Origin of the sequence: Streptomyces antnestii (assembly GCF_004005495.1) — a bacterium.
GTDB lineage: Bacteria > Actinomycetota > Actinomycetes > Streptomycetales > Streptomycetaceae > Streptomyces > Streptomyces antnestii.
The window spans coordinates 192524-208795 of the sequence record NZ_RZYA01000003.1; the positions used below are offsets into that span (position 1 = coordinate 192524).

The 16272-nt window shown below is 68.1% G+C and carries 10 protein-coding genes; 7 read left to right on the forward strand and 3 right to left on the reverse strand.

All coding sequences use genetic code 11. The features are described 5' to 3' along the window. The first annotated feature begins 116 nt into the window (after positions 1-116). Positions 117-1148: an alanine racemase gene (locus tag EOT10_RS08790; RefSeq protein ID WP_127827522.1), complete on the forward strand. Its 1032-nt coding sequence runs from the start codon at positions 117-119 to the stop codon at positions 1146-1148. An 83-nt stretch (positions 1149-1231) separates the two neighbouring features. Here the strand turns inward: EOT10_RS08790 and EOT10_RS08795 are convergent, their stop codons facing one another. Further along, entirely contained in the window at positions 1232-2734 is a 1503-nt protein-coding gene (locus EOT10_RS08795; protein WP_127827523.1) for a glycosyltransferase family 87 protein, read from the reverse strand. A 149-nt stretch (positions 2735-2883) separates the two neighbouring features. Further along, positions 2884-5646, reverse strand: a complete 2763-nt coding sequence (locus tag EOT10_RS08800; protein ID WP_127827524.1) for a transglycosylase domain-containing protein — start codon at positions 5644-5646, stop codon at positions 2884-2886. Positions 5647-6030: 384 nt separating this feature from the next. Here EOT10_RS08800 and EOT10_RS08805 point away from each other — a divergent pair, with 384 nt between their 5' ends. The 4 genes from EOT10_RS08805 (at position 6031) to EOT10_RS08820 (ending at position 9812) form a co-directional block, all read left to right on the forward strand. Continuing rightward, positions 6031-6711 carry a PadR family transcriptional regulator gene (locus EOT10_RS08805; protein ID WP_127827525.1) on the forward strand — a complete coding sequence of 227 codons (681 nt, stop codon included), beginning with the start codon at positions 6031-6033 and terminating at the stop codon, positions 6709-6711. A 43-nt stretch (positions 6712-6754) separates the two neighbouring features. After that, positions 6755-7837 carry an inositol-3-phosphate synthase gene (locus EOT10_RS08810; RefSeq protein ID WP_127827526.1) on the forward strand — a complete coding sequence of 361 codons (1083 nt, stop codon included), beginning with the start codon at positions 6755-6757 and terminating at the stop codon, positions 7835-7837. Positions 7838-7952: 115 nt separating this feature from the next. Further along, entirely contained in the window at positions 7953-9209 is a 1257-nt protein-coding gene (locus tag EOT10_RS08815) for an MFS transporter (protein WP_127827527.1), read from the forward strand. A gap of 114 nt (positions 9210-9323) precedes the next feature. Then, positions 9324-9812, forward strand: a complete 489-nt coding sequence (locus tag EOT10_RS08820) for an LppU/SCO3897 family protein (protein WP_127827528.1) — start codon at positions 9324-9326, stop codon at positions 9810-9812. 108 nt (positions 9813-9920) lie between these two features. Here the strand turns inward: EOT10_RS08820 and EOT10_RS08825 are convergent, their stop codons facing one another. Further along, positions 9921-11372 (reverse strand): CCA tRNA nucleotidyltransferase, encoded by a 1452-nt coding sequence (locus EOT10_RS08825; protein WP_127827529.1) that lies wholly within the window; start codon positions 11370-11372, stop codon positions 9921-9923. A gap of 193 nt (positions 11373-11565) precedes the next feature. On the opposite strand from EOT10_RS08825, the gene EOT10_RS08830 reads away from it, so the two are divergent. Together EOT10_RS08830 and murJ are read left to right on the forward strand one after the other, a co-directional pair. After that, on the forward strand, positions 11566-13902 hold the full coding sequence (locus tag EOT10_RS08830) for a DUF6049 family protein (protein ID WP_127827530.1): 2337 nt from the start codon (positions 11566-11568) through the stop codon (positions 13900-13902). Between the two features lie 45 nt (positions 13903-13947). After that, the gene (gene murJ, locus EOT10_RS08835) at positions 13948-16191 is read left to right on the forward strand and encodes a murein biosynthesis integral membrane protein MurJ (RefSeq protein WP_127827531.1); all 2244 of its coding nucleotides are present in this window, start codon (positions 13948-13950) and stop codon (positions 16189-16191) included. Positions 16192-16272 lie beyond the last annotated feature (81 nt).

Genomic DNA, 16272 nt, shown 5'->3' on the forward strand with positions numbered 1-16272 from the left:
CGCCCGGTCGGCCGGGGTGCGCCCGGCCCGGGCGGACCCGGCACAATTCACGTAGCTCCAAAGTTTCTTCAGACCTCTGACACACCGCAGCCACGAGAAAGGTTCCGGGACCGGCCATGGCGCTCACGCTCTACGTCGACACCGCGCGCTGGCGGGCACACCACAAGCACGTGCTCGAGCAGTTCCCGGGGATCGTCCCCGTCTGCAAGGGCAACGGCTACGGCTTCGGCCACGAACGGCTCGCGGACGAGGCCACGCGCTTCGGCTCGGACGTCCTCGCCGTCGGCACGACCTACGAAGCCGCCCGGATCAAGGACTGGTTCAGCGGTGACCTGCTGGTCCTGACCCCGTTCCGGCGGGGCGAGGAGCCCGTGCCCCTGCCCGACCGTGTGATCCGCTCCGTCTCCTCCGTCGACGGCGTGCACGGCCTCGTCGGCGCCCGCGTCGTCGTCGAGGTGATGTCCTCGATGAAGCGGCACGGCGTGAGCGAGCAGGAACTGCCCCTGCTCCACGCCGCCATCGAAGATGTCCGGCTCGAGGGCTTCGCGATCCACCTGCCCCTGGACCGCACCGACGGCTCGGACGCCGTCGAGGAGGTCATCGGCTGGATGGACCGCCTGCGCGCGGCCAGGCTGCCGCTGCACACGATGTTCGTCAGCCACCTCAAGGCCGAGGAACTCGCGCGCCTGCAGCAGCAGTTCCCGCAGACCCGGTTCCGGGCGCGGATCGGCACCAGGCTCTGGCTCGGCGACCACGAGGCGACCGAGTACCGCGGCGCGATCCTGGACGTCACCCGTGTCGCCAAGGGCGACCGCTTCGGTTACCGCCAGCAGAAGACCGCCTCGGACGGCTGGCTCGTCGTCGTCGCCGGCGGCACGTCGCACGGCGTGGGCCTGGAGGCTCCCAAGGCACTGCACGGTGTCATGCCGCGCGCCAAGGGCGTGGCCCGAGCGGGCCTCGCGACCGTGAACCGGAATCTGTCGCCGTTCGTCTGGGGCGGCAAGCAGCGCTGGTTCGCGGAGCCCCCGCACATGCAGGTCTCGATCCTCTTCGTCCCGTCCGACGCCCCTGAACCCCGGGTGGGCGAGGAGCTGGTGGCCCATCTGCGGCACACCACCACGCAGTTCGACCGGATCGTCGACCGCTGACCACACCCTGCGGACAGCCGGGTCCTGGTCGTAAACGGAAGGGCCGGACACCCTCACGGGGTCCGGCCCTTCGGCGTGTTCGCTCAGGGCGAACGTCTCTCGTCCGCGTCCCAGCCCCAACTGACTTGCGGGTGTTCCTCGTTGTGCGCCGCGTGCCGCGGGGGATGGGCGGCATGTCCGAGCACGAAGACATCCGGCGATCCGTCCAGGACGCCGCCCGACGGATCGTCGTCCCCGGAGCGTCTGACCACGTCCCGTTCCGGCATCAGGATGTCGCGCACGATCACCGCGCACAGATAGAGCGTCCCGAGCAGGTGGACGAGGATGACGAGGTGGTAGCCGTCCGCGGGCAGCCCCCGGTGCTTGTCACCGCTCGTGGTGTACGCGAGGTACATCCAGATCCCGAGGAAGTACGCGACCTCGCACGCCTGCCAGATCAGGAAGTCCCGCCACCGCGGCCTGGCCAGCGCCGCGAAGAGGATCAGCCACAGGACGTACTGCGGTGAGTAGACCTTGTTCGTGAGGATGAACGCGGCGATGACCAGGAAGGCGAGCTGCGCGAAGCGGGGCCGGCGGGGCGCCGTCAGAGCAAGTGCGGTGATGCCCAGACAGGCCAGGACCATCAGCACCAGTGCGTAGGTGTTGGCGTCGTCGGGGCTGATCTGTACGTTCCAGCGCTGCTGGATGATCAGCCAGACCGACCCGAAGTCGACGCCGCGCTCCTGGCTGAAGCGGTAGAACTTCGACCAGCCCTCGGGGGCGAGCAGCATCACCGGCAGGTTCACGAGGAGCCACGCCCCCACCGAGGCCGCCAGAGCCTTCCCGAAGTCCCGCCACCGTCCGGCGCGCCAGCAGAGCAACAGCAGCGGTCCGAGCACGAGGAACGGATAGAACTTCGCGGCCGTGGCCAGACCGAGCAGGACGCCGAAGGCGATCGCCCGGCCCCGCGACCACATCAGCATCGCGGCCGCCGTGAGGGCCACGGCGAGCAGGTCCCAGTTGATGGTGGAGGTCAGCGCGAACGCGGGCGCCAGGGCGACCAGGAGGCCATCCCAGGGGCGCCGCCGGTGGGTGCGGGCGACGCACACGGCGATGATCACCGCGCAGACCATCAGCATCCCGGCGTTGACCATCCAGTAGATCTTCTCCAGATGCTGGATGGATCCGCCGCCCAGGGTGAGCCAGGACGCGACCTCCATGAACACACCGGTCAGCACCGGGTATTCGAGGTAGTCCATGTCGCCGGGCAGCTTGTCGAAGTACGGCACCAGGCCGTCGGCGAAACCGCGCCCCTGGTAGAGGTGCGGGATGTCCGAGTAGCAGGCGTGCGTGTACTGCGAACTGGCGCCGAAGAACCACGCGCCGTCGTAGCAGGAGAACTTCTGCACCATGCCCAGCGCGAACATGCCGAGCATCACCAGCGCGATGACACGCACGGGGGTCCACCAGGAGCTCCCGAGCAGCGCCCATCGTCCGATCGGTCCGCCGATCAGCTCGCTCCCCGCCGCGGCGACCTCGTCCTCCTTGGTCGGCCGTACCGGATCCGGCTCTTGCACGTGGGTGCGCGTCGTCTCTGCACTGGGCATGCCGCACATCCTGCCGTACGCGTCTGAGAACGGGGCGAGGGCCGCCACACCTGATCGGTGCGGCGGCCCTCACTTGGCCTGCGTCACGCGCTGTTTCACGTGGAACACTCAGCGTTTCACGTGAAACAGCGCGGCGTAATGCGCCTCGACTAGCCCGTCGGGCCTCCGAAGAGTCCTCCGTTGCCGTTTCCGTTGGTGCCGCCGTTGCCGCCGCCCGGTGCCGACGGCGAGGTGGTGACGCCGCCGTCGGTGCCGCCCGTGGGCGTCCCACCATTGCCGCCGTTCGACGTCCCGCCGTTGTTGTTGCAGGTCCACGACCAGCTGCTGCACGTCTCGCTGGTCGACGGCGAGGGGCCGGGCGAGGAATCGCTCGGCGACGGTTCCGTCGTCGCGGACTCCGAGGGAGAAGCAGTCGGCGACGGCGTGATGCTCGGGCTCGGGGTGGCGCCGACGATCTTACCGATGGGCTCGGGAGTGGGGAACGGCACGGACGGCTGGCCCTTGAGGGCCTCCATCATGTAGTCGTGCCAGATCTCGGAGGGGAACGACGCTCCGTGGATCTGCTTCTGGTTACCCGTGCCGTACATCTCCAGGAACTTGCGCTGCTTACTGTTCTCGTTGTCGTCCATCCGGTACATCGTGATCGCCGTCGACAGCTGCGGCGTGTACCCCACGAACCAGGCCGACTTGTTGCCGTCGGTCGTACCGGTCTTGCCCGCGACCTGGCGGCCAGGCAGCTTGGCGTTGGTACCCGTTCCCTTGTCGACGACCGTCTTCAGGACGTCGGTGACGTTGTCGGCGACCGCCGCGTCGAAGGCCCTGACCGGCTTCTTCGGGTGCTGGTAGACCGACACACCCTCGTGTTCGACCGAAGACACCGAGTAAGGGTCGTTCCGCTGACCGCTCTCAGCGAAGGTGCCGTAGGCGCCGGCCATGCGAATCGCGCTCGGGTCGGAGGTGCCGAGGGAGAACGAGGGGTAGTTGGCGCTGGCGAAGCTGTCGTCCTTGATGCCCGCGTCCTTCGCGGCCTGCTTCACCTTGTCCAGGCCGACATCCATGCCCAGCTGGACATAGGCCGAGTTGACCGACTCCCGCATCGCCTCACGAAGGTCGATCTGATAGGTCGGCGGGTTGTAGGACTGGTGGCCGTCGTTGGTCTGCAGCCACTCCTTGCCCTTCTCGTTCGTCCAGATCTGGCCGTCGTACTTCTTGATCTTCAGCTCGTTCTTGCCGCTGTAGAGGCTCTTCGGAGAGACCGGCGTACGCGTGGTGTCGTCCTGTTCTTCGCCCAGCTTGGGGTCGCGGATGCCGTCCCTCATCGCAGCGGCCAGCACGAACGGCTTGAAGGTCGATCCGACCTGGGCACCCGTCTGGTCGGCGTTGTTGGTGAAGTGCTTCGTCGCGTCGGCGCCGCCGTAGATCGCCTCGATCGCGCCGTTGCTGGGGTTCACCGAGGCACCGCCGAACTGGACGTACTTGTCCGTCTTCGGTCGGAGCTTCGTGTTGATGTTCTCCTTCTGGACCTTCTTCACGGCCGCTTCGAGCTTGTCCACCTTCCTCTTGTCGAAGGTGGTGTGGATCTCGTAGCCGCCCTTCTGCAGGTCGAGAGCGGTCACCTTGCCGTCACTGTTGTTGATGACGTAGGCATTGGCGAGGTCCACGAGGTAGCCGACCTGGCCGCTCAGTGATGGGTTGGACCGCGGGCTCTGCAGCGCAGGGAACGTCGTGTACTTCTTCCGGTCCGTGGAGCTCAGGCGCTTGTCCTTGACCTCCTCGTCGAGGATCCAGCTCCACCGCTTCTCGGCGCGGGCCTTGTTCTTGGCGGGCGTCGCCTCGACCGGGTCGATCGCGATCGCGCCGGCGGGGTCGAAGTACGTGGCGCCCTTGAGCACCGACGCGAGGAACGCGCACTGGCTCGGGTCCAGGTTCGAGGCGTCCTTGTTGAAGTACGTGCGGGCCGCGGCCTGAATTCCGTATGCACCGCGCCCGTAGTACGCGGTGTTCAGGTATCCGGCCATCACCTTCTCCTTGGGCTCCGTGCGGCCCACCTTGATGGAGACGAACAGCTCCTTGACCTTGCGCGTGAGAGTCTGCGACTGGTCGTCGAGCATCGCGTTCTTCACGTACTGCTGAGTGATGGTCGAGCCGCCCTGCGTCTGGCCGCCCTTGGCCATGTTCACGAGCGCGCGGGCGATACCCATGGGGTCGACGCCCTTGTCCGTCATGAACGTCTTGTTCTCGGCGGACATGACGGCGTACCGCATGGCCTTGGGGATCTCTTCGTACTTGATGATCTGCCGGTTCGTCTCGCCACCGGTCGAGACCATCTGCTTGTTGTTGGACCAGTAGTAGACGTTGTTCTGGGCCTTGGCCGCGTCTGCCTCGTTCGGGATGCTCACCATGGCGTAGCCGATACCGGCCGCGATCATCAGGCTTCCGCACATGCCGACGAACAGACCCGTCACCAGGCGCCAGGACGGCACCCATCGACCGACTCCGTACTTGCCGGCGCGCGGGTAGTCGATGAACCTCTTCTTCGTCGGCTGGGCCGGCCCACGGCCACCCCTGCCACGTCCGGGCCCGCTCGCCCCTTCGGGACCGCCGCCACCGCGCCGGCCGCCGCCTCCGCGACCACCGCCACGTCCCGCGCCGCCGTCGGGGGACTTCCTGCGACTTCCTCCCGCGCCGCGCTGCGCGGCGCGGCGCGCTTCCGCACGGCCTCCGTACGGGCGGTCGTCGCCCGTGGAACCGTACGAATCTGTTGACCCCGGTGTTCCGTACGCATCTGAAGGCGATCCGGTGGCTTCACGCGGTGCCGCGCGACGGCCCGGCGATGCGCCGGACGTGCCGCGACGGGCCGCGGCACGTCCGCCGCCCTGTGGCTGCGACGGTTTGCGACGGTGCTCGCTCATCGAACGACTACTCCTCGGGCAGGCGCGGAGATACGCGCCTGGAAACGGCGGCTGGTTTCCGGTCCCCCCGAAATACGGATGCGCCCCTTCCGGCACTCACCCGCAATGCACCGGGGACAACGACGCCCACAGGCGTCACTTGGTTCCCGGCGGTCTGCATGGCGGACAGACTACGCACCGTCAAAACCCACCTAGGGCCGAAGTTCACCGCAAATCAGGCAACTTGCTTGGTATGAATCGGTGATGTGACGCCGTTCACCGTGATCCCACTTGTCGCATCCGCGGGGCCGTTCTATCGTCGTGATGTATCGAGTCGATACATCAGCTCGGCATAAAGAGTCGACAGTGGTCGTGACGCCGACCGCGGCAGAGAGGAGGCGACGAGTGAGCCGACGTTCCGGCATCCTCGAGTTCGCTGTCCTCGGACTGCTCCGCGAGTCCCCGATGCACGGCTACGAGCTGCGGAAAAGGCTCAATACATCGCTGGGGGTCTTCCGCGCCTTCAGCTACGGGTCCCTCTACCCCTGCCTCAAGACGCTGGTCACAAGCGGCTGGTTGATCGAGGAAACGGGGAGCACACCCGAGGACGCCCTCGCCGCACCACTCGCAGGGCGTCGCGCCAAGATCGTCTACCGGCTGACGGCAGAAGGTAAAGAGCACTTCGAGGACCTGCTCTCGCAGACCGGCCCGGACGCGTACGAGGACGAGCACTTCGCCGCGCGGTTCGCCTTCTTCGGGCAGACCTCGCGTGACGTACGGATGCGCGTGCTCGAAGGGCGTCGCAGCCGGCTCGAGGAGCGCCTCGAGAAGATGCGCATCTCCTTCGCCCGCACCCGGGAACGCCTTGACGACTACACGCTTGAGCTCCAGCGGCACGGAATGGAATCCGTGGAGCGCGAAGTGCGCTGGCTGAACGAGCTCATCGAGAGCGAGCGGGCGGGGCGGGATCAGCAACGATCCGACCCCTCCGGCGCAGCTCAGCAGGACACATCTGGAGAGACGGGCGGCCTGCCCCGGCACCGGGACAGCACCCGGCCGGATCCGTCCGACGACACCGCCACGTGAGGCCCATTCGGGGTTTCACCGATACACACAGGGAGCAACCGGAATGGGTTCGGTTCGCGTAGCCATCGTCGGCGTGGGCAACTGCGCCGCCTCGCTGGTCCAGGGCGTCGAGTACTACAAGGACGCTGACCCGGACACCAAGGTCCCGGGCCTGATGCACGTCCAGTTCGGCGACTACCACGTCCGTGACATCGACTTCGTCGCCGCCTTCGACGTCGACGCGAAGAAGGTCGGTCTCGACCTCGCCGACGCCATCGGTGCCAGCGAGAACAACACCATCAAGATCTGCGACGTGCCGAACACGGGCGTGACCGTGCAGCGCGGCCACACCCACGACGGCCTGGGCAAGTACTACCGCCAGACCATCGAGGAGTCCGCCGAGGCCCCGGTCGACGTCGTCCAGATCCTCAAGGACAAGCAGGTCGACGTTCTGATCTGCTACCTGCCCGTCGGTTCCGAGGACGCCGCGAAGTTCTACGCGCAGTGCGCCATCGACGCCAAGGTCGCGTTCGTCAACGCCCTCCCGGTCTTCATCGCCGGCACCAAGGAGTGGGCGGACAAGTTCACCGAGGCCGGCGTGCCGATCGTCGGTGACGACATCAAGTCCCAGGTCGGCGCCACCATCACGCACCGCGTCATGGCGAAGCTGTTCGAGGACCGCGGTGTCCGTCTCGAGCGCACGATGCAGCTGAACGTCGGCGGCAACATGGACTTCAAGAACATGCTCGAGCGCGAGCGCCTGGAGTCCAAGAAGATCTCGAAGACGCAGGCCGTCACCTCGCAGATCCCGGACCGCGACCTGGGCGAGAAGAACGTCCACATCGGCCCGTCGGACTATGTCCAGTGGCTCGACGACCGCAAGTGGGCGTACGTCCGCCTCGAGGGCCGCGCCTTCGGTGACGTTCCGCTGAACCTGGAGTACAAGCTCGAGGTCTGGGACTCCCCGAACTCCGCGGGTGTCATCATCGACGCCCTGCGCGCCGCGAAGATCGCCAAGGACCGCGGCATCGGCGGCCCGATCCTCTCCGCGTCCTCGTACTTCATGAAGTCCCCGCCGGTCCAGTACTTCGACGACGAGGCCTACGAGAACGTCGAGAAGTTCATCAAGGGCGAGGTCGAGCGCTAAGCACACACCGTGCGGCGCGTACCAGAGGTAACGCGCCTCTCCTTGTGGGCTGTTGAGGTCCCCGGATGCACTGACGTGCGCCCGGGGACCTTTCCCGTATGTGAGGCTGTGCCCCATGGCTGTCGTCCGTGACCTGCGCGTACTCCTGCGCTTGAGGGACTTCCGGCGTCTGCTGGCGCTACGGCTGCTCTCGCAGGGCGCGGACGGTGTCTACCAAGTCGCGCTGGCCACCTACGTCGTGTTCTCGCCGGAGAACCAGGCATCGGCGAGCGCCATCGCCTCGGCCATGGCCGTGCTGCTTCTCCCGTACTCGGTGGTCGGCCCGTTCGCGGGCGTCCTCCTGGACCGCTGGCGCCGCCGCCAGGTCTTCCTCTACGGCAACCTCCTGCGGACCCTGCTGGCATCCGCGACGGCGGTACTGATGATCAGCCACGCGCCGACCTGGCTCTTCTACGCCTCCGCCCTGTGCGTCACCGCGGTCAACCGTTTCATCCTCGCCGGGCTCTCCGCCGCCATGCCGCGGGTGGTCGATGCCGAGCGGCTCGTGATGGCGAACTCCATCTCCCCGACGGCGGGCACCCTCGCCGCGATCCTGGGCGGCGTTCTCGCGTTCGCCGTACGCCTGATCGGTTCGGGCTCCGACGCCGTCGTGGTGCTCGTGGGTGCCGCCATCTACCTGTGCGCGGCGCTCGCCTCCCTGCGCATCCCCGCGGAGCTCCTCGGACCGGACCCCGAACTGGTGCTCCCTGGCCTGCGGACCGCACTCACCGGCACGGCGAAGGGGCTCGTCGCGGGGGTGCGTCATCTGGCCGCACGCCCGCCCGCCGCGCGCGCTCTGGCCGCCATGACGCTGATGCGCTTCTGCTACGGGGCGCTGACGGTCATGGTGCTCATGCTCTGCCGCTACGCCTGGTCGTCCACGGAGAACCACGGACTGGCCCTGCTGGGAGTCGCCGTGGCGATCTCGGGGGCCGGATTCTTCGCTGCCGCCGTGGTCACGCCCTGGGCGGCGGGACGTCTGGGCCCCGCCCGGTGGATCGGCGTCTGCGCGGGGGCTGCGGCCGTCCTGGAACCCGCCCTCGGGCTCCCGTTCGCACCCCTCCCCATGATGGCCGCCGCTTTCGTCCTGGGGCTGACGACCCAGAGCGCGAAGATCTCCACCGACACGGTCGTACAGTCCTCGGTGAACGACGGCTTCCGTGGCCGGATCTTCTCCGTTTACGACGTGCTGTTCAACGTCGCGTTCGTCGGCGCGGCCGCAGTAGCCGCGCTCATGCTGCCGCCTGACGGGGAGTCGGTCCTGTTGGTGGTCACCGTGGCGTTCATCTACGCGGCGGTTGCGGCCGCTATGACGCGGTTTGACGTCCAGTAAGTGTCACATCAATGACACAGAGCCCCTCCTGGCTTCAGAGTTGTCAGTTCCTCCGGATAACTTACGGGCGTCTTATCCGCGCCATCGCGCCCAAGTTCGAGGGGGACCCCCAAAGTGACCACTCCGCCGCCCCAGGGCCAGAATCCGTACGCCCAGGGCCAGCAGCCTTCTGGCCCGCCCCAGGGCGGTGCTCCGTACACTCCGGTCGCCGGCCAGCCGGGGGTTCCTCAGCAGCCGTACCCGCCGCACGCCCCGGGCACCCCGATTCCGCCGGCCGCGCCGTCGGGTGGCGGCAGCAAGAAGGTCCTCCGCATCGTCGCGCTGATCGTCGTCGCCATCGCGCTCTACGGCGTGAAGTGGTACCTCGGCCAGAGCGACGCCGAAACGACCAATGTCGGCAGCTGCATGCACAACGACGGCTCGACGTCCGCGCCGGACCTCAAGACCGTCGACTGCTCCTCGGGTGACTCCCAGTACAAGGTCATCGAGAAGTTCGACGGCACCAGCGATGTCAACAAGTGCAACGCGGTCAAGGGCAACGAGGTCTCCTACTACCAGACCGGCGGCAGCCACGACGTGGTCCTCTGCCTGAAGCAGAGCTAGTAGGACCAGGCATCACATAGTCGAAGGGCGCTGTTTCACGTGAAACAGCGCCCTTCGCCATGTCCGTCCCGGGGTCGTTGTTTCACGTGAAACAACGACCCCGGTCACTTACTCGGCGTCCTGCTGCGCGGCCCACCACTCCTTGAGTGCCGCGACCGCCGCGTCGTGCTCCATCGGCCCGTTCTCAAGGCGCAGTTCCAGCAGGAACTTGTACGCCCGCCCGATCGCCGGCCCGGGCTTGATGCCGAGGACCTCCTGGATCTGGTTGCCGTCGAGGTCGGGCCGGATCGAGTCCAGCTCCTCCTGCTCCTTGAGGCGCGCGATGCGCTCCTCCAGGCCGTCGTACGCCCGCCCCAGCGCGCTCGCCTTCCGCTTGTTACGCGTCGTGCAGTCGGAGCGGGTCAGCTTGTGCAGACGCTCCAGCAGGGGACCCCCGTCACGCACGTAACGACGGACCGCGGAGTCGGTCCACTCGCCGGTGCCGTAGCCGTGGAAGCGCAGGTGCAGCTCGACCAGACGCGAGACGTCCTTCACGAGCTCGTTCGAGTACTTGAGCGCCGTCATGCGCTTCTTCGTCATCTTCGCGCCCACCACCTCGTGGTGGTGGAAGGAGACCCGGCCGTCGTCCTCGAAGCGCCGCGTCCTCGGCTTGCCGATGTCGTGCAGGAGGGCCGCGAGACGCAGCACGAGGTCCGGACCGTCCTCCTCCAGTTCCATCGCCTGCTCGAGAACGATCAGCGTGTGGTCGTAGACGTCCTTGTGCCGGTGGTGCTCATCCCGCTCCAGGCGCAACGCGGGCAGCTCGGGCAGCACGTGCTCGGCGAGGCCCGTGTCGACGAGGAGGGTCAGGCCCTCGCGTGGGTGTGCGGAGAGGATCAACTTGTTCAGCTCGTCCCGCACCCGCTCCGCGGAGACGATCTCGATGCGGTCAGCCATGCCCTTCATCGCCGCGACGACCTCGGGAGCCACCTCGAAGTCCAGCTGCGCGGCGAACCGGGCGGCCCGCATCATCCGCAGCGGATCATCGGAGAAGGACTCCTCGGGCGTTCCGGGCGTCCGCAGGACCCGCTCGGCAAGGTCGTCGAGCCCGCCGTGCGGGTCGATGAACTCCTTCTCCGGCAGGGCCACGGCCATCGCGTTCACCGTGAAATCGCGCCGCACGAGGTCTTCCTCGATGGACTCGCCGTACGAGACCTCGGGCTTACGGGAGGTCCTGTCGTACGCCTCGGAGCGATACGTGGTGACCTCTACCTGGTAGCCGTCCTTCTGGCAGCCGACGGTGCCGAAGGCGATCCCGACTTCCCACACCGCATCCGCCCACGGCCTGACGATCTTGAGCACATCTTCCGGACGCGCGTCCGTGGTGAAGTCGAGATCGTTGCCGAGCCTGCCGAGGAGCGCATCCCTGACCGAGCCGCCGACCAGGGCGAGAGAGAACCCGGCCTCCTGGAATCGACGGGCGAGGTCGTCGGCGACAGGGGCCACCCGCAGCAGCTCGCTCACCGCGCGGCGCTGCACCTGGCTCAGGGCACTGGGATTGTCTTCATTGGCGTTCGGCACAACAGAAAAGGGTACGTGGCCCGAGCGCGGGGTTCCGCCCCGTTTTCCCTGGGTGTGCGCGAGCGCTGCCCGATGCCCCCTACCCTGGCTTCCGATCATGTGGAGCAGTCCGCGGCACTTCGCCACAGCGCACCTCGTTACCATGCGTGGACTATCCGACGACCACTGACGACGACGAGGGACGGGCGAGCGCGTGGCCGAGGCGGCAGACTTCCACGGGATGACTCCCTCACCTGCCCGCCGAAGGCTGCGGCGCACGGGAGCACTGCTCGCCGGCGCGCCTGTCCTCGCCGCCGTGGCCCTGTTCGGCGGCTCCCCCGCCGGGGCCGCCCCGCAGACGCTCGCGGCCGACGCCATCGGCACCAGCACCGTCGATGTCGCCGTGAACTCGCTCACGCCGAGCGCACCGGTCGACGGTGACACGGTCACTGTCACGGGCACGCTCAAGAACGACGGCAAGCAGACCGTCAACAACGCCCACGTCGCACTCCGCGTCGGTTCGGTCCTCGGCGGGCGGGCGTCGATCGACGCCGCCTCCCGGCACGCGGCGGGGGGACTGCCGGACGGCAGGGAGATCGGCGGCAAGTACGCCGAGAAGATCTCCAAGCTGGCCCCCGGCTCGACACAGACCTTCAGCCTGTCCGTCCCCGTCAAGGAACTGAACCTCGGCGCCGACGGCGTCTACCGGCTGGGCGTCGCCCTCACCGGCCAGACCGCGATCCGGCCGTATCCGCAGACGCTCGGCATCCAGCGGACCTTCCTCCCCTGGCAGCCCGAGGCAGCCGGCACCAAGACGAAGACGACGTTCCTGTGGCCTCTCATCTCGCAGACCCACCTCACGGCGGAGACGGGATCCGACGAGCAGCAGACGCGTGTCTTCCATGACGACAGCCTCGCCAAGGAGATCGCTCCGGGCGGCCGCCTCCAGCAGATGCTGGCCCTCGGCACCCCTCTCGATGTGACCTGGGTGATCGACCCCGACCTTCTGGCCTCGGTCGACGCCATGACGAGGCCGTACCGGATCAAGCAGCCCGACGGGACCGAGGTCGCCGGCAAGAACCAGGCGGTCGCCAAGCAGTGGCTGAACGACCTGAAGAACGCCGTGGCCGACAAGAAGGTCGTCGCCCTCCCCTTCGCCGACCCGGATCTCGCGTCGCTGGCCCACAACGGCACGAAGGTGACCGGTTCCCTGGGACACCTCAAGGACGCCACCGATGCGGCCACCACGACGGTCGAGACGGTTCTCCACGTCAAGCCGGACACCAGCTATGCCTGGCCCGCCGACGGCGCGATCGACCCCAGCATCGTCAACGTCGCGACGTCCGCCGGCGCCGACACCGTGATCGCCCGCAGCGACAGCCTTCAGGAGAGGAGCGGCCTGACCTACACCCCCTCCGCCGCCCGACCCATCGGCAGTGGCACGACGGCCGTGGTGGCCGACGCGCGACTGTCGGAGGCCTTCGAGGGCGACATGACGGGGGCCGAGAACTCGACGCTCGCGGTCCAGAAGTTCCTCGCGCAGAGCCTGATGATCAACCTTCAGGAGCCGGACAACGAGCGCAGCATCGTGGTCGCGCCGCAGCGCATGCCGTCTGCCAGCCAGGCACAGTCCATGGCGCAGGCCATCAAGGCCGAGCAGGACAGCGGCTGGTCGGAGTCCCAGGACCTGGCCGCCGCGACGAAGGCGAAGCCGGATCCCCGCGCGATGACCCGCGTCCCCTCCTCCCGGTACTACCCGTCGTCCCTGCGTAAGCAGCAACTGCCCCGGTCGGCCTTCGAGGCCATCCAGGACACCCAGAACAAGCTCACCAGCTTCCAGGTGATCCTTACCTACCCGTCCCGCGTGGTGACGCCGTTCGGACGGGCCATGGACCGCCAGATGTCCACGTCCTGGCGGGGTCACCCCACCGAGGCGCGAGCCTTCCGCGACGGCGTCGCCGACTACCTCACATCCCTCACCAAGCGGGTCCGGCTCATCGAAAAGTCCGAGGCGAAGCTCTCCGGACGCAGCGCGACGATCCCCGTGACGGTCCAGAACAATCTGGTGCAGGGCGTCGAACACCTCGTACTGCGCCTCACGTCGACGAACGGCACCCGCCTCAAGATCGGTAACGGCCCGTACGACGAGCAGCGCTTGAAGATCGCGGGCGGCCACAGCCAGTCGGTGAAGTTCACCACCACGTCCAACGCCAACGGCAGGGTGCCGGTCTTCGCCCAGCTGTACACGGACGACGGTCAGCCCTACGGCCCCGAGGTCCGGTTCGACGTGAACGTCACCGAGATCACCCCGACAGTGATGCTCGTCATGGCCGGCGGCGTCCTGCTCCTCGTCCTCGCCGGGTTCCGCATGTACACGCAGCGCAAGCGTGCCGCCGCGCAACGCGCCGAGGAAGGGCCGGACGACGGTCCGAACGGGGAGTCGGGCCCTGAGTCCGGGGAAGACGACCCCGAGCAGCCGAGTGACCCGACACCGGACACCGCTCCGGAAAGCAGTGACCCGTCCGGCACGGGTGAGAGAGTGGACCGTTGAGCGATGTCGTGGCCGTGGGCCCGGGGACTATGAGGTGGGGTAACCATGAACGCGCCGTACGACGGTGACCGTGGCCAGGGCCCGGGCGGCTCTGCCCCGGCCGGGGGACCGCCCCCCGGTCCTCAGGAAGCGGCCGGCCAGGTCCCGCCGCCCCACCCCGCACCGGACGCGTATCCGCAGGACGCGTACTTCCAGGACGCCTACGACCAGGACCCGTACCGGGCCCAGGACCTCTCCGCCCAGGATCCGGTGACCGAGGCGCTCTACGACCGCGCCGCGCACCCCCCGCCGCCTCCGGGCACCTACGAGACCCCGCAGCCGCTCTACGCCCCGCCGCCCGCGGCCCAGTACGCCCCGGACCCGCGCGTGTGGGCCCAGACGCCCCCTCCGGAGCCGGAGGGGCCGAGCCAGCACCTTCCCTACGGGGACGACGCCAGAACCACGCAGTTCGTGGGCGTCGACGACCTGATGACGCAGGCCGGCGAGGAGCAGCACGAGCCCGACGCCTTCGCTCACCTCTTCCGCGACCAGCAGAGCAACGGCGCCAGCCGTCCGACGGCCGACGCTCCGGGCGTCCCCGCGCCGTCGGCCGGACCCGCGCAGCCGCCCGTCCAGGACGGCGCACCCGCTCCGGTGGCCGCCCCCGCCCCTAAGAAGGGGGGCCGTGCGTCGAGCCTCATGAAGTCGAGCGCCCTCATGGCGGCGGGCACGCTCGTGTCCCGCCTCACCGGTTTCGTACGCACTGTCGTCATCACCGCGGCACTCGGTTCCGCGCTGCTCGGTGACACCTGGACAGTGGCGTACACCCTGCCGACGATGATCTACATCCTGACCGTCGGCGGCGGCCTCAACTCCGTCTTCGTTCCGCAGCTCGTGCGGTCCATGAAGGAGGACGAGGACGGTGGCGAGGCCTACGCCAACCGCCTGCTGACCCTCGTCATGGTCGCGCTCGGCGTGATCGTCGCCATCGCCGTCTTCGCGTCGCCGCTCCTGATCCGGCTGATGTCGACACCGATCGCCAACGATCCAAACGCCAACAACGTCGCCGTCACCTTCGCCCGCTACTGCCTGCCCACGATCTTCTTCATGGGTGTGCACGTGGTCATGGGCCAGATCCTGAACGCCCGCGGGAAGTTCGGCGCGATGATGTGGACCCCGGTCCTGAACAACATCGTCATGATCTTCACGTTCGGCATGTTCATCTACGTCTACGGCACGGCCGCGGACTCTCACATGCGCGTCAGCACGATCCCGGCGGACGGTGTCCGGCTCCTCGGCATCGGCACCCTGCTCGGTCTGACGGTGCAGGCGCTGGCGATGATCCCGTACCTGCGCGAGACCGGCTTCCGCTTCCGGCTGCGGTTCGACTGGAAGGGCCACGGCCTCGGCAAGGCGGTCAAGCTCGCCAAGTGGACCGTACTCTTCGTCCTCGCCAACCAGGCGGGCGTCCTCGTCGTCACCCAGCTCGCCACCGCCGCCGGCAAGGCGGCCGACAAGCCCGGCGCGGGCATCATGGGCTACATGAACGCCCAGCTGATCTGGGGCATGCCGCAGGCCATCATCACGGTCTCCGTCATGGCGGCGATGCTGCCGCGTATCTCGCGCGCGGCCCACGACGGCGACCCGGGCGCGGTCCGGGACGACATCTCGCAGGGCCTGCGCACCTCGGCTGTGGCGATCGTCCCGGTCGCCTTCATGTTCGTCGCCCTGGGCATCCCGATGTGCACCCTGCTCTTCGGTTCCAGCGGCCCCGACGGCGCCCGGTCCATGGGCTACATCCTGATGGCGTTCGGCCTCGGTCTGATCCCGTACTCCGTGCAGTACGTCGTGCTGCGCGGCTTCTACGCGTACGAGGACACCAGGACGCCCTTCTACAACACGGTCATCGTGGCCGCCGTGAACGCGGCCGCCTCAGGGATCGCCTACTTGCTCCTGCCCGCCCAGTGGGCCGTGGTCGGCATGGCCGCCGCGTACGGTCTCGCGTACGCGATCGGTGTGGGCGTGGCGTGGCAGCGTCTGCGCAAGCGGCTCGGCGGCGACCTGGACGGCGCCCAGGTCATCCGTACGTACGCACGTCTCTGCCTGGCCTCGATCCCGGCGGCCGTCGCCGGTGGTGCCGTCGCTTTCGTGATCACCAAGGCACTGGGCAGCGGCGCCGGCGGTTCCATCGCAGCGCTGGTCGCGGGCGGGGCCGTGCTGCTCGGGGTCTTCTACGTCGCCGCCCGGCGTATGCGGATCGAAGAGCTCAATTCGATGGTCGGAATGGTCCGCGGGCGCCTCGGCCGATAGCCGCACGGCAGGCCGCACAACCATCGCGGCCCACCGCGTGTCGTGCTTAGCGCCGGACTGTGGGCACAATTGGCTTTGGCG